Raw genomic sequence first — 24887 nt, forward strand, 5'->3', positions numbered from 1 at the left:
CGCCCTATTCTAGGGATACTTCGTAGACAAACGGCTGCAATTCATTCAGCTCATTCTCGCTGAGGCTCGGCATCTCATAATAGTCTCTGGCAACCAGCCTAAGCGATATTCTTAGCTTCACTTCCCCGGGGGATGACATTTCGAGAAGTTTTAAAGCTATATTTATCATTTCATCAATACTTATATCCCTAACTTCTAGATATACCCTGGACTCTCTCACACCCCTCTTAAAAGATAGTTCTAGACTACCGCCAGTTATTGTAAGAACATTAAACCTTGTACTCAGTATTTTTAGGGGTTTTAGGTTAGGTTGGTTTATCTCTACTACCATCTCTCTGAACCTGGTACCCGGCTGGGGCAGGCCTTTTATACGATTCGCCTTCTCTCTTTCCACCCTGACGCTAATGTTTGAAGAAGAGAGCTCCAGGCCGTCGCTACCCTTAACCCTAAGCGATATGTTTAAACTACCCTCTGTGTCAGGGGCTTTAAACCTCCATATGACCTCTGCCCTATTCCTTGTATCATCTATAGTGATCTCCCGTGGTTCTACAGAACCCTTGTCAGCTTCGACTACTATATTCCCGGTGAATGGGCCGATCCTCTCGATAGTAAATACTCTTTCAATCACCTCTCCAGGTATAGCGACTACTTGTACTGAATCCGGTTTAACAATAATAGATACCTTCCTCTCAAGTCTTAGAAGAGCCGTCCTTTTCAGCGTCTCGAGGTCGTATCTACTGATATCTGCGAGAACGTCTTCAACCTTTTTCAACTCCCCATCATAGTTGATAAAGTATTCAATAACCTTTGCTACACCTCCAACCACTTCATAGCTTTTTCTAAGAGCTTTCATCTGCTCGATTAATGCAGTACTCCATGGGAGGACCTGGCAATTGTCTGAGATATTAGTTAGTGTTTCTCCTTCCGCCATACTAACTCCTAGGCACTCGGACTCCGAGGAGCATTTATCCACAACCTTATAGTATATCCTATCACCGCACCTCAGACCGATTTCAAGGTTTTTAACACCCTCCTTAATAGCTTCTTTAACCGTATCGATTGTTGTTATTGGTAGGCGTGGATTCGTGTAGAAATACTCTATTATCTCCCCAACGTTTTTCACCATATCCGCTCTCTTCAAGTCTACACCTAGCCAACCCAGGTAGTAGGCTAGGGTATCAAAGTCCATGCTTGTAACGAATTTGCTTGGGTGTATATTTCTCAGTGTACTTTCTACGCTACCTATGATAGTTTCATCGAACTGTGTATACGTCTCTATAACGGTATTCCCCTCCTTATCAGAGAAACCAGGGTATGCTATAGCATCAAACATGTGGAGGATGCTCGCAAGGGCTTTTCCATATTCCTCGAGATAGTACGATTTAGCCTTGTTTTTGAAAACCTCTTTAACAATATCGGCTTCTCCACCATAGGTCTTAGCTAAGTCTTCTATAACCTTCTCTCTCTCGATCTCCTTATACGCGATAACTCTTTTAATGTGCTCGAGAGCGGTTTGGAACTTATCCTTCCTACTCGGGTACGTGACAAAAACTGTGTTAGCGTATCTTCTCAGACCCCCGCTCTTGGTATAGTATATGATTTCTTCTAGCAGAGATTTTTTCCTGCCCATGTCATCAGGTACGTCTATACATGCGTATACGATGTATTTCTGCGTATCATAGTCTAATCTATCACACCTGTACGAGACTGTCGAGAGCTCTGTATCAAATACCTTAGGAACTTCCGCTCCCTCAGCCTTCCTGCTACTATTAGCTTTAGTGCTCTTGACGAGAAGTTTCTTCGCTGTATCAACAATCTCTGTGACAGCGTCCGAGAGCGGTACTCGTTGAGCCCGCTCCTCTATGTATTTGATAGGCGTTATGTACTGTGTAAACCACAGCCTCTTTGTTCTCTCATCCTCCAGCACGTAGATGAGGTTTCTCTTCACCCATTCGATAGCATCTATAATATCTTTTTCGAGGAGGCCCCTAGCCTGGAATGTATACGGCTCGTAGACCATTACCGCTAGCTCATAAGGATCTGGGAAGACTTCTACCCTCGGCGTCAATACTCCTCCGTAGACGAATGTCCTAGCGAGGAGTGTTTTAGAAACTAGCTCCGCTAGATAGGGTTTCTCATAGCTTTTCGTCCTCTCCTTCACATCTGACTCTACGACTATTTTGAAGCCTTCATAACCGCTTAAGAGATAAGTGGACATTCCCGGGTTCGATAGGTCGATGTGCCACGGCATCACGAGTTCGTAGTAATCTCTATCTCTGACAATACTCCTCAATACCAGCCTACTGATCCTGAGCAAGTCCCTTGTCTTCTGCAGCTTCTCATGCTTGTCGAGAATATCTATTAACGTATCTATGTACAGGGGGTGGAACGGATATGTTTCATCGACCTCCATTGAAACCCTTCTAGCAAGGTTCTCGTCGAACACCTCCCTGTTCTGGTAAGCGCTGAGCAGGCTCTTCCTCACATGCTCCCTCCTGGAGCCGTCTATGGAGGAGAAGAGCCTCGTTCTCAACAGAGCAGGTATATTCCTGGGGGTGACAGGCTCTATGTATCTCGAAGAGACCCTGGCGAGAGCTTTAACGATGCTTTCGAGAATATCCCTTACAACCTCATATCCCTTCTCAACCCCCTTAACCTCCTCACCGCTTACAGCCATTGGGAGGGACACTACGAGAACAATATTTTGGGATGCTTCAACAGCTTTAGCCAGTCTCTCCATGAATGTTGATATAGCTGAAGCATACCCTTTCAGACCCTGGTCTGCTGATACATAGAGAGACTTTACATATGCAGCAATCTCGTCGATTAGTATAATAATTCTCCTATTGGAGAAGAGGCTGACCAGCGTATCCACGCCTGGGACAGCCATCTTCTCGTCGTGTGCTCTCAGAGAACTGTAGCTCCCCAGGGAATGGGCTAGATAGCCCCACAGGGTCTGAACCCTGTAAGAGCCTACTTCAAGCGGTTTGACCGGTGTCGGTGCGAGAGCCTCTGTATGGCCGTCGATAACAACTATGTCTATAGATTTAGAGATACCGGCTAGGCTCTCGACAGCCCTATTTATCAGCTCCCTAGCCCCCTGGTTCTCTACTACAGCTCTCTCCAGTGCCCGAGGGTTTTTCAGCGCGTGGAACAGAGATATTAGGGTATGGGTTTTCCCGCCGCCGAAGTATGCGCTGAGGAGTATGACCTTCGTCCCCTCGCCGCTCGTAAGTACTTTGGCGATATTGGCAACTATCTCTGCTACCTGCTCTGTTACAAGTGTTATTGAGAAGAATTTCTCCGGTTCCCTGTAGATCTCTGGCTCACTGCCTAGGACGATCCCTCCGAGGCTTGGGGCAAGCTTCTCGTCGAGCTCTTCTCTAAACACGTCTTCTCTAATGACATTATTCCCGGCTAAAACCATTATTTACCCACCTCTTTGAAAAAACTTTCAAGGCCCTTCTTAAACTGTATGCCAAGAGCCTTTAGCATTGCTTCCACAGCCTTCTTCTCGGCTTCGTTCTCTGGGAGGGCGCTCGCGAGGGCCTTGGCTAGTGATACTGCTTCTTCGATATGCTGCGGGAACTTTGACTCCAAGTCTTTGAATCCCTTGAGAAAATCTTCTCTCGGCTGTGTAACAGCCAGGTACTCTAGTATGTGGAGGGCGTCTATCGAGGATCTTATAGTTGGCTGGCCCAGCTTAACACCCCTATCGGCAAGAAGCTGCTTGAGCAGGGTCTTCGGGTCGTCCCCTGCCCCAGGCTCAAGCAGTATTACCTTATCCCCGTCTCTGTCGATAACGCCTAGTTTCTCCAATTCCTCCAAGCTACTCCTGGTGCCGATGACGAAGAGGTTCAGTGTGCTCCTATCCATAGACCTCCTAGCAGCCCTACTCCTCTCGAGAAGGGTCTTCGATAACAGGTAGAAGAGGGCTACCGGGCTGAGCTTAGTCTCGGGGGCTAGGGCGCCGAGAGACCTGGCTATAGCTTCTGCAACAGCCGGGTAGACATACTTCTCTACGAGCCCCTGGACACCCTGCCTGCTCGAGTTACCTGTCCCTAGGACCCTCTCGTACTGTGTGAACTGGGATAGTACACAGCCCAGGGTGGCGACAAAAAGATCCGGGCCCCTGTATCCACTACCCCTAGCCCTGAAAGCGAAGTCTTTGCAGAGCTCTACAGCCTTAGCGTATACTTCCCCGGCGAGGGCCTCCCCGGCAACACCCCTCCTCCAGACAGCTACGATAGACGTGTCTAGAGCAGCCTTACCGCGGGCGGTAACCCTCTGAACAGACTCTGTGACAATACTGTGGGCGGCAGTAATCCTCATCCTAGCGCTAAGCCAGCCTGCTTCTAGTAGAGCCTCCCAAGCATCCGGGCTAGTATGAGCGTAGAAGGTAACTATAGCCCCGTCCTCCCTGAGCCTAGAAGCCATAGCCTTGAAAGACTCCCCGAGAAGTCTCTTAAAGTACTCGAAAGAGCCGACACCACTCCCAAACGCTTTCCCCCTGCTAGCAACCTCGCTAACCTCCCTAGGTGCGAACCTCTTCCACTGGGTCTCAACCTCGTTGCCAGCTTCGTCGAAGAAAGCCTCCTGGTAGAATCTAGGGGAAAGCCTATAGACGCCGAAACTCTCTTTGACATCGCTAAGAGCCCTCTTAAGCCAGACGTAGTAGAAGTCGCTGAGCTCAGCGTAGGCAATATCATCCCTATAAGGAGGGTCGGTAACGATTAAATCAAACTTCTCATCTCCAAGCCTGCTAAGAGTAGTAGCATCATCGAGCAGAACCCTAACCCTACTAGGACTACCACTAACAGCAGAAACAAGGTATGAAAGCCCCTCTTCTAATGTTTTAAGATTCCTTGCATAAGTCCCTGTCCAGCTGATCCAAGGAACCATGTCATCCCAGTTCCAGACCATAGCTATACCTCTCATTGAAAGAGAATAAGCCATTATTAATGATGGATTCCACACAGCAATAAGAGAGCTATAATTAGCATACTTTACTAATGCTATTGCTAAGTATGTAGTTACTGCTTCCGCGTACTTGTGTGCTTTTTCTCTGTCCCAGCCTTCTCTCAGCTTCTCTTCCTCGACCTTCCTCCCAGCCTCCCTGACAAGCTTGACGAGCTTGACCAGGGTTAAGAGCTGGCGCGGGTTGAAGAGCTGATACCACTTATTTATGATATGGACTGGAAATCTTAGCCCAGCTCCTATGTTTCCGTATGGTGGTATTGGCTCTGTCGGTATGTCTGGGTCTCCCCACATCTGCCTCAGCTTCTCTAGTGCTTTCCACAGCTTCTCGTTGTCTTGCTGTGTTGCGGGTTCAAAGACTAATTCCCCGTTTACTATCTTTACTTTTACCAGTAGTCTCGGCATTGCTCTCGAGTCCTGTAGTTGCCTTAGTGTCATCTGGCCTGACAAGTATTTCTCCAGGTTCTGGTTCCACTCCCTGAGGGCTGTTTTAACATACCACTCTCCCCCCACCTTCCCCACCTGGTTGTTGCACAGAAGGCATATCGCCGTCTCCCTCCTAGCGTCTATGTTTGGCCTCGGCACCCTGTACTGCCTCCCCTCTACCTCTACTAGCCCCTGCTTACTGTTTACCCTGGCTACTACATGTGTCCTCCCAAGTTCTTTATTCAAGTCTACAACCCCTATATGTACCGTGTCCCCTTGCCTAACCGGCTCCATCCATGCCAGTCTCTGGAACAACCCTTTTCTCACCCCTTCCTCCTCTTCGGACTCGGATTCTTCGGATGAAACTCTAGATGTCCTCGCCAGCCACCAGTTGCCAATTAAAGGCGTGTACCTCCCGCAGTGGGGGCATTTAATCTCCCAGCTACCAATGTATACAGCAGTATCCCCATCATAGAGCTCCTGGATGTCCCCGTCCATTCTCAGTTGCCCAAGAACCCACTCCCCCCATTCCCCTACATCCTCTACAAGCTTCTCGCCAAGCCCTCTGTCAGAAGCCCACTTCGGGATCTCTAAGACTGCTTTGAGGAATACGTATGCTACCGGGAGGAGCTCTACGGCTACAACCTCTCCTACGCCGAGCCTGATAGCCTCGAGGGGTATGGAGCCGAATCCTGAGAACGGGTCTAGGAGCCTAGCCTGCCTAAATATATCGCTGTATCTAGCCGGTATAAACGGGTTGTTCCTGTGGGGGACGCCTTCAACGCCGGAGAGCCTGGTAGCATACATGAATTCTTCCCTTGAGATAGAATCGGGTAGGAGAGCCCCCGCGATAACGGCTCTAGCACTAGCAAGGGGCTTCCTAGTCCACCAGAACACCATCTCCCAGTACGGGGGCCTACCACCACCCTGCTTCTCCTTAGAAGAAGCCTCGCTAACCCTGTCGACAGGGAATTGGTGGGATTCGATAAACCTTCTATCCATAGAAGCCACCAGGCAAATATCAATAATCTCTAATCAAGCCCGAAGATAAAAAGATTAACCCGCGACTACACGCCTTCAGGATGAGCGTGAACGGTGATCCTACTACCAGACCCGTTGATACCGCTAGAGTATAGCCTGTGGTGCATGAAAATATTATATCCAGTACCCATATAATAAAACCAGGTTACCTTGGTGGGAAGGGAGAATCAATTGAGTTCACCGAGATACCTACCGCTCCCCGAGCCCGTGATCACCCCTGGTGAAAACCCTGCCCCAGGCACGAATCATAGTGTTGTAACCACGACCACGGGTATTCATGGCACCATGACGGGCCCCCTGCAGCAAGGTGTATCGATGCCGCTGCTCATACTACTTGCAGCTGCCTCACTACTCATAATAGCATTGCTCATATTATCCATTGCCTCGACGAGGATGCCCCGGGGTTCAACCATGTTTAAGATCTCCGTGAGCAAGGAGGATGACCTGAGAATACAGTACTCCTATACAGGGGTCAAGGAGATACTATGGCGCACCCTGAGAAAGCTTAGGAGTATCCATGGATGCGGCACGTGTACGCCGAGGGAGCTGGCTCGTCTAAGGATCTCCATGGTCTTGAAGAGGTTTAGCGAGGTATATGAAGACGTTGTCTACGGTGATCAACATAGAGATGATGCCTTAGAGGTTGTTAGACTCATCGAGGAGGGAGGTGGATCAAGTGGTTAAAGTATATTGGTTCGGCGTATTCATCCTGCTACTACTTATAACCGGGTACTCTGGGGTACGGATAAGAGGGGAGCTAGTTGGGGATCCTCCCTCAGTATACAATAACATGCCCGGTGGACTCACTATCTTCACCAGTAGTGAGGCATTGGAGAGGAGGGTGGACATCATCTATTCCTTAGACGATATCTATAGATATGACCCAGGCAAACACGCCCTGTTAATCGTGGGGCCAGACACGCGTGTGGACGCCTCACCCCGGCTCAGGCAATGGATCGAGGATGGAGGACTACTCATTGTGATGGATGAGACTATGAATACCGAGGAGTTGTTACGGGGCTTCGATATATATTTGGGGGACACGTCGGCTATACAGGAGATAGCTACTGGTGTATGCAGTGTGGGGAACGCGAATATAAAGGTTGTTTTCGACGTGTACACCGTGGTGTATTCGACAGGCAACTACACGGTCTTATGCCGCGTCAATGATAAGACAACCGGTTTAAGCCGTAGCATAGGTAGGGGAATGGTTATCGCGATAGGTGATTCAAGCCTGGTTATCAACGAGGTTTTATCAAAGGGTGGGGCCTGGTACGGTAACAGGTTATTCATAGATATTGTGAGCAATGGGAGGGATCTTGTGGTATACGAGGGTGGCAGGACATATGCTTATTCATCGACCAGCGTAATTACACAGTATATCAGGGGACTCATACTATTAGCATCAGACGCCTTCGAATCCATACTATATATACGTAACCCCCTCCTAAAGCTCCTCGCGGTGCTAACGATAATACTCACAATTCTTACAGCAGTGCTTTTAAAACTAGGACTCTCAATATCTCACAGCCGGATCCCCCGGCGTTAAAAGGAGTGGCGTAGCATGTATATTTCAAAAAGAGAATCAGTGTAGAGGCTTCAATACACCGAACATTAATAAACCGTTGTACCGCTCGCCATTAATGAACCTTGTCTTCACCCCTCTCTCCATGAGTCTTTTATCGAAGTCTCCTGGGGTAATACTCCTCGGGTCTAGGGTATCTGATGCGATGATGAAGTTGACGTTTAGCCCGAAGCTGGGTATCCATATATTATACTCCGCCATATACTTGAAGACCCTTCTAATATTACCGGCCACATAGTCGTACTCGCTTGTATAGAAGTAGCTGCTTCCAGCCTGTGTGACTAGAACACCGTTATCCCCCAGTATTCTTTTAACGCTCCTGTAGAATCCCTCACTGTATAAGGGCTTCGCCGCCTCGCCTGCGTAAGGATCCGTGAGATCCATTATTGCCACATCAAAGTACTTGTCGGGTGCCTCAGCCACATATTTCAATCCATCCATGATGAACACCCTTGACCTCGGATCATTGAAGCTCCCCTGGTGCATGTGTTCAAGGTACTTCTTCGAGAACTCTACCACCACGGGATCGATATCCACCATTACGGCTTCTTTAACAGTATTATGCTTTAAGACCTCCCTGAGCGTTGCCCCCTCGCCGCCACCGATGATTAGAACCCTAGATGGCTTCGGGTGGAGCACCATCGCTGGGTGGACGAGTAGTTCATGGTATAATGCTTCATCGGCTTCCGTGCTCTGTATAAAGTTATCTATTATAAGCGCCTTACCGAAGCCATCTAGCTCGGCGAATATTATCTCCTGGTATGGCGATTTCTCAACAGCGTATACCTTGAGGACCCTTAATAATAGCTTGAATGATCTACCGGCTGGTTCAAATAAGCATAATCCCTCCTCACCGGACACCCTACTTCCCCTCCTTAATCCTTATAAAGTCCTCGATTATCTTATCCCCTGAACTAGTACCTATCCTAGATGCGCCTGCAGCTATTAATGCTAGGGCATCCAGCCCGCGTCTTATACCACCAGACGCTTTCACACCTATCTTACCGGATGCCGCCTTATACAATATATCTACGTCATGTACTGTTGCAACTGATCCAAGGAACCCCGTACATGTTTTCACGAAGTCCGCCCCTGCTTCCACGACTAGCTCCGTCGCCTTCCTCTTCTCCTCGTCACTGAGCAACCCGGTCTCAATGATCACCTTAACGGCTCTAGCCCCCTTGGACCTAGCCGCCTCAACAATTCCTCTTATATCCCTCTTAACGTACTCATAGTTCCTCGACTTGAACAAGTTTATATTCATAACCATGTCTATCTCGCTGGCACCTTGCTCAACAGCTTCAACGGTCTCAGCTATTTTAACTCTTGTAGATGTGTTACCGAGTGGGAAGCCTACTACCACGCCAACATCTATTGTTCTACCAGCTACCTCCCTCACGTACTCAACGAGTGAGAGTGGGATCATGAGTAGTTTAAACCCATATCTCCTAGTGTCCTCGATGTATTTATCAAGTAGCTTTAAATCGGCCTCGGGCTTCAGTAAAGTATGATCAATCATGCCTGCCAGCTCTCTCACACTCAGCTTCTCAACAAACTGTGTAAACAAGTACAACACCTCTTTATTTCTCGGGGTTATCAAGTGAATTAGAAACGAGTTAAAAAAACTAGTGTTGTTTCCCGCTCCTTATTTTCTCAGAGTATTTCTCAGGAGTATATAGCTCCTCATACTCCTTCGGGTTCGATGGCTCGATAACGATGATCCACCCGGCTCCATAGGGGTCCTTATTAAGGAGCTCCGGGGTCGTGGATAGCTCTTCATTTACCTCTACTATCCTACCGCTCACCGGCGCGTAATACGATGACGATGCCTTAATGGAGTCTATTATACCCAGCTCCTCCCCTTTCCTCACTACTCTCCCGACCTCGGGTAGCTCAACCGAGACTATGTCCTTGAGCTCCTTCTGAGCATAGTCGCTTATACCCACCCTGATCCTCCCGTTCTCGAGGAGAGCCCATTCATCTGTCTCAGTGTACCTTCTATCCGTTTTAACAACGTATTTCTTACCCTTAACCTCTACAATGACTTCACTCATGTATCCCACCATGTATAGCTATGCGGCCGGATAATATTAAGTTTCCGCATGAAGCATTATCTTTAATAGTTTTACCTCATCCTCCCTCGTCAGCTTGAAGCCGTAGTGTATCTCCATGAACTCCTTCTTGAACTCCATGACTTTCTCCTTCACTTCAGCTGGGCTCCTCTTATCTATCACAACCATCTTCATGAGCCTAGCTATCTCCTTCATCTCGCCCTCCTTCATACCCCACCTGGTTAACTCCTGGGTTCCAAGTCTCAGCCCGCTTGGATCTTTGACATCCTCCGGCCTATCCCATGGTAGCATGTTCTTGTTGACTATGATGTGGGCGTCCTCTAGTAGCTTAGCTACCTTGGTGCCTCTGCCGAGCTCTGCAACGTCTACTACCACCTGGTGGCTCGTGGTATAACCCTTGCTCTCCATCACAACCTTAAAGCCCTCGCTTGCAAGGGCCTCCGCTAGTGCTTTAGCATTTCTAACCACCTGCCTAGCGTACTCGGAGCCCCAGAGCTTCATCTCTATTGCTGTAACAGCCATTGCAGCTAATCTATGGAGATGGTGGTTGGAGACGAACATTGGGAAGACGACTTTACCCATTTCCTTATAGTCCTCCTCGTTTGAGGTAGCGAATACTCCGCCTTGTGGACCTGGGAATGTCTTATGCGTTGACGAGGTGATTACATCTGCCCCAAGCTTCAACGGGTTCTCCCATACACCTCCAACTATTAAGCCCAAGACATGTGCCACATCATGTATTACCTTAGCCCCCACACTGTGCGCTGCCTCAGCGATCTCCTTGGTTGGATGCGGGAATATGTAGAGTGAGCCGCCCAGAGTCACTATCTTCGGCTTGACTTCTTCAATGAGCTTCCTGGCTTTATCAACATCTATATTCCACTCTTCTATGTTGAACGGCATCTCAATCTGCTCTATGCCCAGCGCCCCAAGGGTCCCATACCTGGTGTGACTTACGTGTGCACCGGCTTGAACGGGGGCAACTACTGCTTTATCACCTGGCTTCGTGAATGTTCTAAAGGCCGTCGCATTCGCCGTCGTACCGCTTATAGGTCTTAAATCCACGTATTTAGTGCCTAGGAGATCACCCATTAACTCCTGGGCTTTAACCTCTAACTCATCAACGTATATGAGCCCCTGGTAGAACCTCTTATACGGCTTCCCTTCTGCATACCTATGCATCATGTCGTTCAGGTACACGAGCATTGCAAGGGGTGACATAACATTCTCGCTTGCAATCATGTTTATTGTTTGCCGCTTCCTCCATACCGTGTGGTTTATGGTGATGCTTAATACCTGGTTGAGGTCTGGATACATTTCTCTAAGAGCATCTATGCCTAGGGCTTCACCTGATTCATATACCAATTTCAATCCACCTACATTTACCTTACTATGTCTTCACGATCCTATAAATATTCATTTCTTTATGAATGGAAAGTCAACAATTTTAGCAGGGTATCGCTTCCCCCTTATATCCACTGCTAACTCCTCACTGAATACAGCGTACCTAGCGTCCACATAAGCCATCGCTATACCTCTGTTGAGGACTGGGGAGTAGGTTCCACTGGTAACCCATCCAACCCATACATCATCAGAGTATACTCCAGCATCCTGCCGTGGAAACAGTCTCCCGGCCTCCTTACCCAGCTTTAACCCTACTCTAATCCATCTAACACCTTCACGTCTACAGGCCCTTAATGCTTCCTCGCCTACGAAGCCCCTCTTCTCCCATGTGATCGCGCCGAGACCGTATCTCAGGCTTAGGGCACATGGGAATTTCACCGGGTCCTCACCGTACTCGTGCCCGCCCAGCACGAAGCCCATTTCTATACGCAGGGTGTCCCTGGCTATTAACCCGGCTAGTTTAACCCCCTTCGAGACAAGTAGATCAACCAGCTTCCTCATCTCACCGTGCTCACCCCAGATCTCGAATCCATCCTCACCAGTCCATCCGCTTCTACTCACTAAGAAGGTTTTGACCCCATGTATCTCCTCATTCATACGGAACTCCAGGACCTTGAGGTCGCCCGCCCACTTTGCTCCAAGCGACTCCATTACTTCGGCTGCACGGGGACCTTGCAGTGCTATCATGGAGTAATTGAACGTTAAATCCGCTATCTCAACTCTGAACCCCTTCTCACCCTTTACTTTCTCAAAATAGTTTAGCATTGACTCCCTGGCTAAGGCGTTTGTTACCAGGAGCCATTCTTCATCGCTTACCTTATACATCATTTCATCATCTTTTACTCTAGCCCATTGATTCAATGCTAGCATCGGGCCGCTCATAAAGTGCTCCTTCGTCTTACTGATGTCCTTAGTGTATATGTACTGGGCGAATGGTAATACATCGGGGCCTTTTAACAATATTCTCCCCATGTGGGATACGTCGAAGAGCCCGACGCTCGTTCTCACAGCCATATGCTCCTCGATAGCGTTGGTATAGCGGTATGGTACCTCCCATTCCCCGAATAGACCTGTTTCAGCCCCCTTCCCAATATAGTATTCGAGTAAAGGTATCCTGGACATTTTTATACACCATAGTTTTTAATTTATCTATCTAAGTATTTATAGGTTCCATACACAGTTATAACTATATATACCTCGAAAACATTATTTGTTTACTGGGTGGTTGAAACGAGGCCTCATCCTTGGATACCTGGTTCCACCGAGGAATCGCTTAAGAAAATGCTGGATGTAATTGGCGTTAAAAGCATTACCGAGCTCTTCAACGATATACCAAGGGAGGTACTGCTAGGGGAAGACGAGTGGAATAGACTGGAGATAGGTGTGGGAAGGCCCTTATCCGAGATAGAGGCCAAAGAGATCGTTGATGAAAAGCTGGCTAAAAACAGGGTTTTCAATCCCCCGCCATTTATGGGTGGAGGGGTCTACCCTCACTACGTGCCTCCCATTGTTAAATACATTATCTCAAGAGGGGAGTTTCTCACAGCATACACACCCTACCAGGCCGAGATATCTCAGGGATTAATGCAGGCAATCTTCGAGTATCAGAGCATGATGGCTGAGCTGCTTGAGATGGATATAGTTAACGCATCAATGTATGATTGGTCCTCGTCCATTGCCGAGGCCGTATTAATGGCTTTCAGAGTTAGAAAGGGGAGAAGGAAGATCCTGCTACCAGCCAACATGAACCCCCTCCATAAAAGGGTTGTGGAAACATATGTCAAGCCTCATGGATTAAAGCTGGAAACCATACCCTATGATAGGGAGCTGGGCACGGTTGATGTGGAAGCGCTTAAATCAATGATCGATAATGATACAGCAGCAGTATACATCCAGTACCCCAACTTCTTCGGTATCGTGGAGGACAAGGCTAAAGCCATTGGCGAGATAGCCCATGAGAAGCAGGCATTATTCATCACAGGTGTGTACCCAGTGGCCCTCGGGATCCTTAAGCCCCCTGGTGAACTAGATGCCGATATTGCTGTAGGCGAGGGGCAATCACTTGGATTAGGCATGAACTATGGCGGCCCTCATCTCGGGATATTCGCCATCAAATACGATATGAACCTGGTTAGACAGATGCCTGGGAGGATAATAGGGTTGACGACTACCATTGATGGAGGAGATAAAGCATTCGCGATGGTGTGGCAGGCGAGGGAGCAGCATATAAGGAGGGAGAAGGCTACGTCTAACATATGCACTAATGAGGCATTGATGGCCGTAGCGGCAGCCGTTTACATGGCTCTGCTGGGTAGGACAGGGTTTAGAAGGCTGGCTGAACTCATATACTATAGGGCTCACTACGCTGCAAGCAGGATAAGCGAGATCGGCTTGAGAAGGGTCTTCAAGGCTGAATTCTTCAATGAATTCCCCATCTCATTCAATGAAGCAGGGGTCAAGTACTCGGTGATACATGAGAAACTACTTGAACACGGGTTACATGGAGGACTCTACATAGGCGGGTATTATCCTGAACTAGGTGAGACAGCCCTTTACGCCTTCACGGAACTACACTCCGTAAAGGCTATAGATAGGTTAATCGAGGCCCTCGGTAAGGTGATCCGGGAGGTGGGAAGGTAATGAACAGGTTCAGACAGGCTAGGAACTGGGAGCCATTAATATTCGAACTCGGGAGCAAGGGTAGAATAGGTTTCCTGGTACCGGAGCCAGAGGATGTAGCGAAGAAACGCGTGGGCAGTATAGACATACCACCGGAAATGAAGAGGACAAGGGATCCAGAGCTCCCCGAGCTAAGTGAGGTTGAGGTTGTAAGGCACTTCACAAACCTCTCTCAAGCATCATACGGGGTAGACAACGGTCCCGTCCCCCTGGGCTCATGTACTATGAAGTATAACCCGAGGATAGCCTGGGAGATAGCCGGCGATCCAAGGATAGTTAATCTACACCCCTTACAGGATGAGAGAACGGTTCAGGGATTACTGGAGATCCTGTATGAGCTCCAGAAATGGCTTGCAAACATAACAGGTATGGATACATGCATATTGCATCCAGCGGCTGGGGCACATGGGGAGCTAGCCGGTGTATTAACTATAAGGAGGTATCACGAGGTAAAGAATCAACTGGATAAGAAGACAGATATAATAATACCTGACAGTGCGCATGGAACAAACCCAGCTAGCGCGGCGATGGCTGGTTTCAGAGTTATAGAGATCCCATCTGCTGAGGATGGCAACATAGATATGGAGGCGTTGAAATCCGTTGTAGGGGAGTCAACGGCTGGATTAATGATAACTAATCCAAGCACTCTAGGATTATTCGAGGAACACATACTAGAGATAGCAGAGCTCCTGCATAAGCATGACGCAATAATATACTATGACGGGGCAAATCTCAACGGGATAATGGGTTACGCGAGACCCGGTGACATGGGCTTCGATATAGCTCACCTGAATATACATAAAACCTTCGGGGCACCCCATGGTGGAGGAGGCCCTGGAGCCGGGCCAATCTGTATAAAGGATAGGGTTGTCGATAGTGAAAAGAATATAATGCTCTCGGATCTTGCACCAGGCTACAGGGTCGTCTATGATGAGTCGACGGGATTGTACAGGGTGAAGGGACCCGGGGAATATAGTGCTGGATTACTTAAGGCCTTCTTCGGTAATATAACGCCGCTGATATGGGGCTACGTATATATCCTTAGCATGGGTCCACAGGGATTAAGAAGGGTCACAGAGCACGCTGTACTCATAACCAACTACTTCATGAAGCTCATGGAGAACGTGAAAGGATATAATATACCATATGGTAGAGGACGCTTCAGGAAGCATGAGGTAGTTCTGAGCGCGCAGCCCATGACTGACGAGGTCGGGGTAACAGCTGAAGACGTTGCGAAGGGACTGCTGGACGCTGGATTCTATGCTCCAACCATATACTTCCCGCTAATAGTCAAGGAAGCATTAATGACAGAGTTCACTGAGACCGAGACACCGGAGAACGTTGAGAAGTATGCTGAGAGACTCAAGGAGATCAGTAAGATAGCCTACAGCAATCCAAGCGAACCTAAGACATGGCCAAGGAACACTAGTGTTGGAAGAGTTGATGTCCTCAAGGCTAATCACCCCAAGCATGTCACACCCACATGGAGAGTACATGTCAGGAGGATGAGGGGGGAAATTCAGTGAGATATGACACGGTAGTAGTGGGCTCCGGCTCGGGAGGCTACCCGGGAGCAATATACCTGGCTCAGAAGGGCTTAAAGGTTGCAGTCGTAGAGGAACACTTGATCGGTGGAGAATGCACTAACTACGGATGCGTACCCAGTAAAGCCTTTTACCAGGTAGCTGAGGCCATTAGGAGCATTGAGAAGATCGGTGGTGAAGCCTCGGTTAAATGGGAAAACCTGGTTGAATGGGTATCACAGGTAGTGAGGGAGAGCCGGGAGGGAATTAAGGGTTTATTCGAGTCACACGGGATAGACGTAATAGAGGGCAGGGCCGTCCTCAAGACACAGCGTGAGATAGTTATTAGTGCCGGGGAAGAGAAGAGGCGGATTGAAGCCGGTAAAATACTTCTAGCCCTAGGGACAGATCCCTCACCAATACCAGGGGTTTCATTCGACGGCGAGGGAATAATAAGTAACAGGGAGGCCCTCTACATGAGGGAGAAACCCGGTGAAGTATTAATAATCGGTGGTGGAGTAATAGGTGTCGAACTAGCCAATATCCTCTCCTCTTTCAAGGTAGGTGTTACAGTAGTGGAGTTAATGGATCACATACTGCCTACAATGGATAGGGATGTCGCGCAAGCGTTGAAGACGCATCTCTCTTCAAGGGGTGTGAAGATATATGAGAAGACGACGGTTAAATCCATGACTAAGACTGGTGGCAAATATTTAGCAGAGCTCTCAAACGGCTTGAAGCTTGAGGTGGATAAGGTATTAATAGCAACTGGGAGAAAGCCTAGAACCAGGGAAGCTGGATTAGTTGAGAACAATATAGCACTGGATCAGAAGGGCTTCATAAAGATAAATGAGAGACAGGAGACAAGCATACCAGGCATATACGCCTCAGGCGATGTTGTCGGGGGACCACTGCTCGCTCACAAGGCTATATTAGAGAGTATTTCAGCGGCTAGATGGATGAGTGGTGAGGAGGGCTTCCATATAGACTACTCATCCATACCTTCCACTATATTCACAGGGCTCGAAATCGCGTCAATAGGTTACACCGAGAAGGAGTTAACAAGCAGGGGAGTGAAATATGTTAAGGTGAGGATACCGGCCTACTATCTCTCAGCGGTTAAGATTAAGGGCGGCAAGCAATCCTTCATAAAGGTGTTGCTCGATGAGAGGCAGGAGAAGATACTTGGAGTACATATAGTTGCCCCCAACGCTTCAGAGGTTATCTCGGCATATATACCATTATACCTTGGTAAAATAGGCTTTGGAGACATCTCCAGGATACCCTACCCGCATCTAACAGTATCTGAGTCCCTTAGAGACTTCGCCGAGTACTTGCTGGGTAATCCAGTACACTTACTCAAGAAGTAGGTTTTTCACTCTTAGCAACTACATCAATAATATTTTTCAATACCTCATATCCAGTCATACAGCATTCAACTGTATAGGGTGAAAGACTGGGCTTCTTCAATAGAATATGTTTCCTAGTCGGGTTTCCGTTTTTACAGATCCTGATTCCAGCGTGATCTCTTATATGTGGAGAACACGGTGATCAATAATATTACTGTCAATGCGAGCGCTAGTAGCAGAGAGATAAATAGGAGTTCTGTGGAGTGTTCACCGAACCCGAAGCATATAGGTATAATGAATAATATTATACATCCCCCTCCAGACACCGTGCCAGTGCCGGCGTCTTTAAATGATTCAAGCGTGAAGAACACTATTGACAGCGTCATTAATACTATCCCTAGGAGCATTAATAAGTTCGCCATCCTCGCAAGCACTGACACTCTACATCACCCTTAATATATAGGGGATTAGAAATAGTAGGAACGCTATAAGCGATAGTATTATCGCTAAAATCATTAGCGTCTTACCTGCTTCCCTATCACTCCCTATCACTATGGGGATGGGGCCTATCACTATTACAGCACCGCCACTCATACCACCCTCGTTTCCCCGGGCTCCCTGAAGTAAGGCTGCGATCACAGCGAGGACTATACCTACGATAAAGACCAGTAATCCAATGAAGAACACCAGTAACGCCATCATCATGTAGCACCGCTTAAATCCGGCACCTATTAATCCATAGGTTAATGTGGGTTAATAAAAAACAAGTGGGCCTGCTTAAACTATTTTCTCGTATAGATACGTCTCCTTGGCCAGTATGGTTGATGCGAGTATACCGATGAATGCTATCAAGATATTAATTATTACTGATACAGTGGGGTCTATCATGCTTAGAACTGATTGAAGCACTGCAATACCGGTGAATAAAACTATGTTGAAGAATGCCACGCTCGTGCCCGATATCTTCGGGTCATAGTACTCCTTCGCCATGGTTGGTGCAATAATGTGAAGACCCTGGGATACCCCGAGAAAGGTTAATGCAACTAGTAAAATATTTCTATCACGGCTTATACTGGATAGATACATGAGGATCCATGCAGCGACCGATGCAATGGTCGCCGCTATTAGGAACGGCTTCCTCCTCTTGAATTTATCGCTTAAATAGCCGGTTGGTATGCATGATACCGCGAAAACCATTGCCAATACCATTAAGTAAATACTGACATCCTCCTTGCCAAGTAGGAATACTTTACTGAGATGTATCTGGCCCCATGTAGATTGATACGCTAATCCAAGTCCATATGATGCTACAGAAGCTATTCCAACGCCCCAGCTATGTGGATTCCTAGCAATACTACCTATTAATGAGGCTTGCTTCAGGAAAGAGCTATCCTTTTTCTTCCCCCCTATATCGCTTGATGTAAGATATGTTAGGAGTGCTAGCGTGAATGCTAAAAGCGCTAGTATAATGTATGTTGATGAGAGGCCAATACTATTAAGCATTAGCCGGAGGGGATATGTAGCGGCTATCGTACTTATACTGCCAGCGAATAACGCGTAAGAGGATAGCCTCCCTTGGTAGCTTATCTTAAAGCTAAGCGCGGCGGACCTCATGTATGATAGAAACACGACGCTCGCGGATATACCGATTAGAAGACGCCCGGCTACAAGCGTATTAGGGCTCGGCACACTCATTAATACTGTGCCAACCCCAAGCATTGTAAGCATTATTGATCCAATGCGTTTAACACCGTAATAATCGATCAAGGGTCCCGTGAAGAACTGGCTCGCAGCATACCCGTAGAAGTAAGCGGAGGACATTATAGCCAGCAATAGTTCAGCATTTACACCGTAGTACCCCGAGTAGTAATCTATCTCCGGCTTCATTACTCCCGTCATAGTTCTATGGAAGTAGACCAATACATATGCAGCCAGTAAAACAATGATAACCCTTATTCTCTTACTGAAAGCATCCATGGGTCACACCCTAATATAGGTAGGGGGCGTGGATTTAAATCTATGCATTTTAAAAAACACTGTTAAACAGTGGACATGAATGGATCAATGCATCATATTATTCATGGATCTCGATGGCACCCTTTGGGATCACGACGACATATCCGTTCTCAATCCTCCGTTTAAAAGGGTCTCCGAGTTAGAGTTCACTGATTCACTTGGTGAAAAGGTTAGATTGAATACCGTGGCAATAGAGATACTTAGATATGCTTTAAGCCATGGCTTCATCACTTCAACCCTCAGCTGGAATATGCCTGAGAAAACTCTCGAAGCATTGAAGGTAATGGAGGTTGATAAGCTGTTTCACTATAATGCGATAGAGTACCACCCGGATAAAGCATCCATGGCTCTCAAAATACTTAGATCATTAAGGGAGAAAAGCAGGTGCTTGGGTGGAGCATCCATTATATACATCGCAGGGAAATACACCTCGACGACACGAGGAAAGCGCTGGGTAATCTACTGTACATTAAGGCCTGGTCCACCTGTAGAAGCATCCATGAGTGTGTAAACCTTATAGAGCAATGGCTTAAGCTGGAGAAAAGGTGATAAGAGATAAAAACAATGTTTTAGGGATTAGTGTAGAGCGTCTCCCCACCCGCGGTACTTTTAATTGGTTTCAATTACTTTTAATTCCGTGGGTGGGGTTGACCCTTGGTGCGGGTTCACTAGCTTCACCCGCACCTCATGGGATCCCGTCGAGCCCAACGCCACGGGGCTCCCATCTGTGGATAGGTGCTTCAATCCTATGTTTACAGTCCCGACGACGTCCCTGTCTAGGGTCAGCCCGTTGCCCAGCCTGACCAGTCTTAGGACGACCTTGGCTACCCTCACCCTCCTAGCCCCTCTCACCGCAGCGCGGATCACAGAGATGGGCTTACGCAACTTCTTCACTCATAAACAAGTATTTACATGTGAACAAAAGCATTTAAATTCACCGCTAAATCGAAAAACAGCCTGTGAAAACAAGTCTTATGTCATAGGTGTCCTAGATTTTCTTAAGCAACTTCAGCATGTAGTTGCTTGGAAGCTCCTGAACCTCATCAAGCCCAACAACCCTCCCCTCAAACCTTGAGAAAACATCCTCAGCCAGTCTAGTCCAGCTAATTGACACAGACCCTATCCTAAACTCCATATCCAGCCTCTTAACATGCTTCAACAGCTCTTCAACAAAACCCCTAATGCTTCTAACCCCGGAGAAGTTAACATATATACCGTTTACCTCATTCAGAAAAACCTTGAGAAGCGAGGTCTATCCCTTCGTCATAAACACGCCCACCACTTATCCCTAAAACATCAAAAACACATATATCAACTTCTGTTAGCAGCGACTAATGGAACTATCCAATGTTGATTTGTGTGATTAACGGCTGTTATTTGATTTATAATACATTATGAAGTAACCCTCTTCTGTTAGGAGACACTAAAAGAATCATAAATTGCATTTATTGTGGCGGTGGAGGTGGGGGCAAAGCTTTTTTGGCGCGGTCCTCTGGTGAGGTGAGTGTTCTTTCTCGAACTGCGGATGCAAATAGAAGGATCATTCCTCCAGTTATTGTTATTGCTGGGCCTATTCCAGTGTCAACATTGAATGCCGCAATCAATCCCAATAGTTCTGCCAACACATTTTTTAACCTGTTCATCCCAGCGAAAAACAATGCACTGGATAGTTCTGCAGATATTCCCGCAACTGAGAGAAGTTTTTTGCTTATCATCCCAACGAGCGCCAAGACTATGCTAATTATATACAACAAAATTGATAAATAGAATAGGCTATCAACTGAGCTTTTGCCTGTCCAATCACTTATGTCTTTTGAGACAAGATCATAAATTTCAAAAAGGTTATAATTTTTAGAATATACTTGATAGAAGTAGTAAGCCTTAACGGTTATCCACGGAGTAACACTGCTAGCTAACTTTCTAAATAAAAAAATAAAAATATTTAAGATTTATGCTATTCTGTTGAGGGCGGTGGCGGAGGCAAACCAAACGCATGCCTATCTCCGAAATATCCTGATACAAATATTATGATGCTCCAAATATGTAGAGCAATAGCCCCACATCTGGTCGAAAACGTAAGAACTCTATACTGCCAAAAGGGGCTGGGCGTTCAAGACTGAAAGTTTGACTCTGAATTAAAGGAATAATTGTTAGGCTAATAGCTGCTCCCATAAAACCTGAAAGACCGAAAATGCAGACATCCCTTGACATTAATTAAATTACTCCTAAAATAACGATTATAATGTATACAAAGAAAAGTTTGAACCGAAAAGACCAAATACGCCCCAAGTGAAGAAGCACATAGAGAGCTGCTCCCGAGGGGTGATGGGCACACCGGTAAAAGGTGTTGGCAATGCAATCATCCGCGATGTGAACAGAGATGCTAACCATAATAACAGTCCGATAGCGGCCATAGCCATCGTAACAGAGTCAATCCACATCCAAGCCGCATGTAAATCGCCTTTCACACTCTAAATCTCTCAATAAGCGCGTCACGCTTCCATAGCCTAAACCTAAAACGCTCAACCCTGCCATCACGCAGGCATACTCCCATACCATTAACCCCAAACTTCACAAATCCGACAACCTCATCGTCACCAAAATCTTCAACCTTCCCTCTCGATCCCGAGAATCGCAACAAACTGAAAGTCAGAACAGGTTACCCCTCTGTGCATATAACCCCATAAATCCTCTAAGACGGTCGACGCTTCCTTTAAAAGAATTTCTTCTTCCATAAAACAGATTAACCGCGTGTATTTTATAAAATCTTTTTGCTTGTGTTATTTTCTTGCTACATCGCCAGATTTCACTTTCTCTTTTTCTTTAAGAGAGCGGTTGCGATTAAAGCGGTTAGTGTGAATAGTGATAGAATTGTGGCTGGAGGAAATTCGGGGATCACGTTTGTCCCCTGGAATTCTATTTGATGTGGTGGTTTTGTCACCTCAAATGCTACGTAGATTGAGGTGTGAGTGGTGTTTTCTGTCATGTGTGTTTGAAGCGGCGATGCTTCTGCGATGTTAATTATCCAGCTTGTTGATAATTGGGCGTCAAGCATCTGTTTTGGTATTGTTATGTTTAAGAAGTCCGTACACCCTATATGTCCACTTGCGTTTACGGTCAGACTTTTTCAGCTTACGTTAAGGTCTAAGCTTGTTATCGTCATGTTTGACTCCGTTAACACATTAAACGGCGTTTCATTAACGAATATTTTGTAAGCTCTGGTCTCTACCGTCATTCTTCTGTAAATGCCTGTCCACGGGTCTACAAGAGGATACCTGTCTGTGCAATAGCTGAGAAGATACGGTTTGTCCCATATACCATCACTACCCGTTTCACTTTGATACGGCCCACCGTAAAGATCAACGTCAGCATAAGTGTTCCAATAGTTGCCGCTAGTCGGATATCCTCCGTCAAGATTATACCCCCCACCTCTCGCTTGCTGGTAATTGTCTATGAAGTTGTTATGAAAACCAAGTTATCTTCATCCCCAACTTCGATGCCTACACGGTTAAGTGTTATGTTGTTGGAAAAACCTTGTTGCCCCTACTCGGTAACGTGATGCCGTATGCGTTGTACTTTGTATTTTTCGTAATAATGTAGTTATAGGATACGGTGTTTTCACTTCCAGAAATACTAAGGGCAGTCCCACCGTTCTCTGCCATGTATTTACCCTCAATAATATTATTATGTGAGCTACTAAGTGAAATACCATAAGATTGCGTTATTATATTCCGCCTGATAACCGTGTCGCTTGACGAATCCACTATGATTTTGCCATATTTTGTTATCTGGTTGTCCTCAATGTTGTTGTTTGAAGCGCTTTCTAAGCGCACGCGCGTTATTTGGTTGTTAGATATGAAGTTGTTTGATGAACCGGTAAGCACGACATGGCCTTCGAGGACATAGCCTTCGAGTTTTTTTTGTTTTGTATGAAGTTATTTGGAAGTCCCGTATTCGTGTGGTGTAAGCAACCATACTTATCTCATTGCCCTGGATTGTCACGCCTTCAGAAACGTCGATGTAAATGCCATCCGAGTTTTGCAGCCCTGTAGAGCGCGTTATGTTGTTGCCGAGAATTTTGATGTTTGATGATGCTTCAATGCGCACGCCGTCAAAGTTGTCCAGGATTGTTTTGAACCGTGCTGTTGCTAACCCCATTGAGGCGTACGCCACTGTTAAGCCGCTCGACACCACTGTTTCTTACTGTAAAATTCCTTATAGAAGTATGGCTTGCGGTGACATAAACTGCCGTGTCGACGCCCCCTCCATCGGTAATGGTGGAAAGCGTATTCTCGCCTACAAGTGATATGCCCTTGCCCACAACCAAGTGCTCATAACTCGTTCTAGCCCGCACGTATATAACATCGCCGAGGCCAGCAGCATTAATAGCCCCTTGAATGGTTGGATAATTGTCTGGCACGATGATTGTTGCAGGTTCTGCTTTAATTACCTGGACGCTAAAGGTTAAAGTTGTCGCGCAAAAGCAGAAGAAGCGTCGGTTCAAAAATGTTTCCCCTCAGTTTGCATCCCTCTTTCTCAAAGCTTGGCAAAGATTGATTCAAAAAATAAAACTTCCGAAAAACCTTAGTGGAACAGCCACAGGCATAGGCCTCGTAAGAGGAGGGGCGTGGAAAAATCAGGGGGTTTGTGTTTTGTTTTTCAGCCTTTCCGTTTTATAATCATCATACTCGTTATAATCCCAACGAAGACGATTATCGCTACAGCTACAATATATTGTAGGGATGTGGATGGTGTTGTCTGCGGGGATGTGGGCGGGGATGTGGATGGTGTTGTCTGCGGGGATGTGGGCGGGGATGTGGATGGTGTTGTCTCATTTAATGCACACATCAAAGGGTAATGGTCTATATTGTTGGCATCAATAACGTATAGCGTATCACCTATTCCATCGCTCCCAGGCTGATCTTGGTTTGGACCGCTTTTCTCATCAACTCCTTTATAGTCGCTCCAGCAGTTTCCGCCAGAAGGATAACCTTTATCCCAATCATTTATTGAAGCGTTGCTGTAGACTTGCCCGGTGTTGTTTATGAAGTTGTTATGATAGATTATATTGTTTGAAGAATTCCAAAGCTCGATGCCAATATAGTTGTTTGCTATGTTGTTTCCGCTAATGCTGTTATATGAAGAAGAGTCAAGAAAGATGCCTTCCTTGTTGTTTGCTATGTTGTTTCCGGAAATGATGTCATTATGACGTGAAGAGGAAAAACTGATGCCACATTCGTTGTTTGCTGTTATATTGTTTCCAGAAATGCTGTTATAGTATGAAGAGGAAAAACTGATGCCACAATTGTTGTTTGTTATGTTGTTTCCGCTAATGTTGTTATAGTTTGAAGAACCGCCAAGATAGATGCCACCAACGTTGTTTGTTATGTTGTTTCTGCTAATGTTGTTATAGTTTGAAGAATGGTCAAGCCTGATGCCACATTCGTTGTTTGCTGTTATGTTGTTTCCGCTAATGCTGTTATATGAAGAAGAGTCAAGAAAGATGCCTTCCTTGTTGTTTGCTATGTTGTTTCCGGAAATGATGTCATTAGATGAAGAGGAAAAACTGATGCCACAATTGTTGTTTGCTATGTTGTTTCCGCTAATGCTGTTATAGTATGAAGAGGAAAGACTGATGCCACAATTGTTGTTTGCTGTTATATTGTTTCTGCTAATGTTGTTATAGTATGAAGAACCGCCAAGATAGATGCCACCAACGTTGTTTGCTATGTTGTTTCCGCTAATGCTGTTATATGAAGAAGAGTCAAGAAAGATGCCTTCCTTGTTGTTTGCTATGTTGTTTCCGGAAATGATG

22 protein-coding genes are annotated in these 24887 nt (G+C 46.6%); 6 read left to right on the forward strand and 16 right to left on the reverse strand.

Features of this window, described 5'->3' with window-relative positions; translation table 11 throughout:
* Nucleotides 1-4: 4 nt before the first annotated feature.
* Complete coding sequence (locus SPHMEL_RS02945) at nt 5-3427, reverse strand: DUF499 domain-containing protein (RefSeq protein ID WP_042667294.1); 3423 nt, start codon at nt 3425-3427, stop codon at nt 5-7.
* Nucleotides 3427-6405: a DUF1156 domain-containing protein gene (locus SPHMEL_RS07500; RefSeq protein ID WP_084322102.1), complete on the reverse strand. Its 2979-nt coding sequence runs from the start codon at nt 6403-6405 to the stop codon at nt 3427-3429. Before SPHMEL_RS07500 ends, SPHMEL_RS02945 begins: the two co-directional genes overlap by 1 nt.
* Nucleotides 6406-6615: 210 nt before the next feature.
* Here SPHMEL_RS07500 and SPHMEL_RS02955 point away from each other — a divergent pair, with 210 nt between their 5' ends.
* Nucleotides 6616-7128, forward strand: a complete 513-nt coding sequence (locus SPHMEL_RS02955) for a hypothetical protein (protein WP_232216730.1) — start codon at nt 6616-6618, stop codon at nt 7126-7128.
* The gene (locus SPHMEL_RS02960) at nt 7121-7993 is read left to right on the forward strand and encodes a DUF4350 domain-containing protein (protein ID WP_042667296.1); all 873 of its coding nucleotides are present in this window, start codon (nt 7121-7123) and stop codon (nt 7991-7993) included. The genes SPHMEL_RS02955 and SPHMEL_RS02960 overlap by 8 nt, the downstream gene beginning before the upstream one ends.
* A gap of 36 nt (nt 7994-8029) precedes the next feature.
* Here SPHMEL_RS02960 and SPHMEL_RS02965 read toward each other — a convergent pair whose 3' ends face one another.
* The 5 genes from SPHMEL_RS02965 to gcvT form a co-directional block, all read right to left on the reverse strand.
* A complete protein-coding gene (locus SPHMEL_RS02965; protein ID WP_042667297.1) occupies nt 8030-8890 on the reverse strand; it encodes a spermine/spermidine synthase domain-containing protein in 861 nt (286 codons plus the stop codon).
* A 1-nt stretch (nt 8891) separates the two neighbouring features.
* On the reverse strand, nt 8892-9596 hold the full coding sequence (gene deoC, locus SPHMEL_RS02970) for a deoxyribose-phosphate aldolase (RefSeq protein ID WP_084322104.1): 705 nt from the start codon (nt 9594-9596) through the stop codon (nt 8892-8894).
* A 58-nt stretch (nt 9597-9654) separates the two neighbouring features.
* Nucleotides 9655-10083, reverse strand: a complete 429-nt coding sequence (gcvH, locus tag SPHMEL_RS02975; RefSeq protein ID WP_042667298.1) for a glycine cleavage system protein GcvH — start codon at nt 10081-10083, stop codon at nt 9655-9657.
* Nucleotides 10084-10119: 36 nt separating this feature from the next.
* The gene (gene glyA, locus SPHMEL_RS02980) at nt 10120-11418 is read right to left on the reverse strand and encodes a serine hydroxymethyltransferase (protein WP_051401038.1); all 1299 of its coding nucleotides are present in this window, start codon (nt 11416-11418) and stop codon (nt 10120-10122) included.
* Between the two features lie 99 nt (nt 11419-11517).
* Entirely contained in the window at nt 11518-12627 is a 1110-nt protein-coding gene (gene gcvT / locus SPHMEL_RS02985; RefSeq protein WP_042667300.1) for a glycine cleavage system aminomethyltransferase GcvT, read from the reverse strand.
* Between the two features lie 99 nt (nt 12628-12726).
* Between gcvT and gcvPA the strand changes: the two genes are divergently transcribed.
* The 3 genes from gcvPA to lpdA are packed head-to-tail and all read left to right on the forward strand — an operon-like array spanning nt 12727 to nt 17077.
* Complete coding sequence (gene gcvPA, locus SPHMEL_RS02990; protein WP_042667301.1) at nt 12727-14145, forward strand: aminomethyl-transferring glycine dehydrogenase subunit GcvPA; 1419 nt, start codon at nt 12727-12729, stop codon at nt 14143-14145.
* Nucleotides 14145-15710 (forward strand): aminomethyl-transferring glycine dehydrogenase subunit GcvPB, encoded by a 1566-nt coding sequence (gene gcvPB, locus SPHMEL_RS02995; RefSeq protein ID WP_042667302.1) that lies wholly within the window; start codon nt 14145-14147, stop codon nt 15708-15710. Before gcvPA ends, gcvPB begins: the two co-directional genes overlap by 1 nt.
* Nucleotides 15707-17077, forward strand: a complete 1371-nt coding sequence (gene lpdA / locus SPHMEL_RS03000; protein ID WP_042667303.1) for a dihydrolipoyl dehydrogenase — start codon at nt 15707-15709, stop codon at nt 17075-17077. Before gcvPB ends, lpdA begins: the two co-directional genes overlap by 4 nt.
* 131 nt (nt 17078-17208) lie before the next feature.
* Here lpdA and SPHMEL_RS03005 read toward each other — a convergent pair whose 3' ends face one another.
* The 3 genes from SPHMEL_RS03005 to SPHMEL_RS03015 form a co-directional block, all read right to left on the reverse strand.
* A complete protein-coding gene (locus SPHMEL_RS03005) occupies nt 17209-17496 on the reverse strand; it encodes a hypothetical protein (RefSeq protein WP_232216731.1) in 288 nt (95 codons plus the stop codon).
* A 1-nt stretch (nt 17497) separates the two neighbouring features.
* Nucleotides 17498-17758, reverse strand: coding sequence for a TIGR00304 family membrane protein (locus tag SPHMEL_RS03010; protein ID WP_232216732.1), 261 nt, complete (start codon nt 17756-17758; stop codon nt 17498-17500).
* Between the two features lie 75 nt (nt 17759-17833).
* Nucleotides 17834-19033, reverse strand: a complete 1200-nt coding sequence (locus SPHMEL_RS03015; protein ID WP_042667304.1) for an MFS transporter — start codon at nt 19031-19033, stop codon at nt 17834-17836.
* Nucleotides 19034-19112: 79 nt separating this feature from the next.
* Between SPHMEL_RS03015 and SPHMEL_RS03020 the strand changes: the two genes are divergently transcribed.
* Complete coding sequence (locus SPHMEL_RS03020; protein ID WP_051400989.1) at nt 19113-19583, forward strand: magnesium-dependent phosphatase-1; 471 nt, start codon at nt 19113-19115, stop codon at nt 19581-19583.
* Nucleotides 19584-19681: 98 nt separating this feature from the next.
* On the opposite strand, the gene SPHMEL_RS03025 is transcribed toward SPHMEL_RS03020, so the two are convergent.
* The 6 genes from SPHMEL_RS03025 to SPHMEL_RS07165 all read right to left on the reverse strand — a co-directional run.
* The gene (locus tag SPHMEL_RS03025) at nt 19682-19957 is read right to left on the reverse strand and encodes a hypothetical protein (protein WP_042667305.1); all 276 of its coding nucleotides are present in this window, start codon (nt 19955-19957) and stop codon (nt 19682-19684) included.
* Nucleotides 19958-20060: 103 nt separating this feature from the next.
* Nucleotides 20061-20231 carry a hypothetical protein gene (locus SPHMEL_RS07290; protein WP_156915416.1) on the reverse strand — a complete coding sequence of 57 codons (171 nt, stop codon included), beginning with the start codon at nt 20229-20231 and terminating at the stop codon, nt 20061-20063.
* A gap of 286 nt (nt 20232-20517) precedes the next feature.
* A complete protein-coding gene (locus SPHMEL_RS07295) occupies nt 20518-20787 on the reverse strand; it encodes a hypothetical protein (protein ID WP_198011711.1) in 270 nt (89 codons plus the stop codon).
* A 1800-nt stretch (nt 20788-22587) separates the two neighbouring features.
* Nucleotides 22588-22956 (reverse strand): NosD domain-containing protein, encoded by a 369-nt coding sequence (locus SPHMEL_RS07670; protein WP_084322106.1) that lies wholly within the window; start codon nt 22954-22956, stop codon nt 22588-22590.
* Nucleotides 22922-23266, reverse strand: a complete 345-nt coding sequence (locus SPHMEL_RS07675; protein WP_156915418.1) for a right-handed parallel beta-helix repeat-containing protein — start codon at nt 23264-23266, stop codon at nt 22922-22924. The genes SPHMEL_RS07670 and SPHMEL_RS07675 overlap by 35 nt, the downstream gene beginning before the upstream one ends.
* A 465-nt stretch (nt 23267-23731) precedes the next feature.
* A partial coding sequence (locus tag SPHMEL_RS07165) for a right-handed parallel beta-helix repeat-containing protein (RefSeq protein WP_084322121.1) occupies nt 23732-24887 on the reverse strand: 1156 nt, incomplete at its 5' end.

Origin of the sequence: Desulfurococcus amylolyticus Z-533, from assembly GCF_000513855.1 — an archaeon.
In the GTDB taxonomy this organism is placed as follows: Archaea; Thermoproteota; Thermoprotei_A; order Sulfolobales; family Desulfurococcaceae; genus Desulfurococcus; species Desulfurococcus amylolyticus.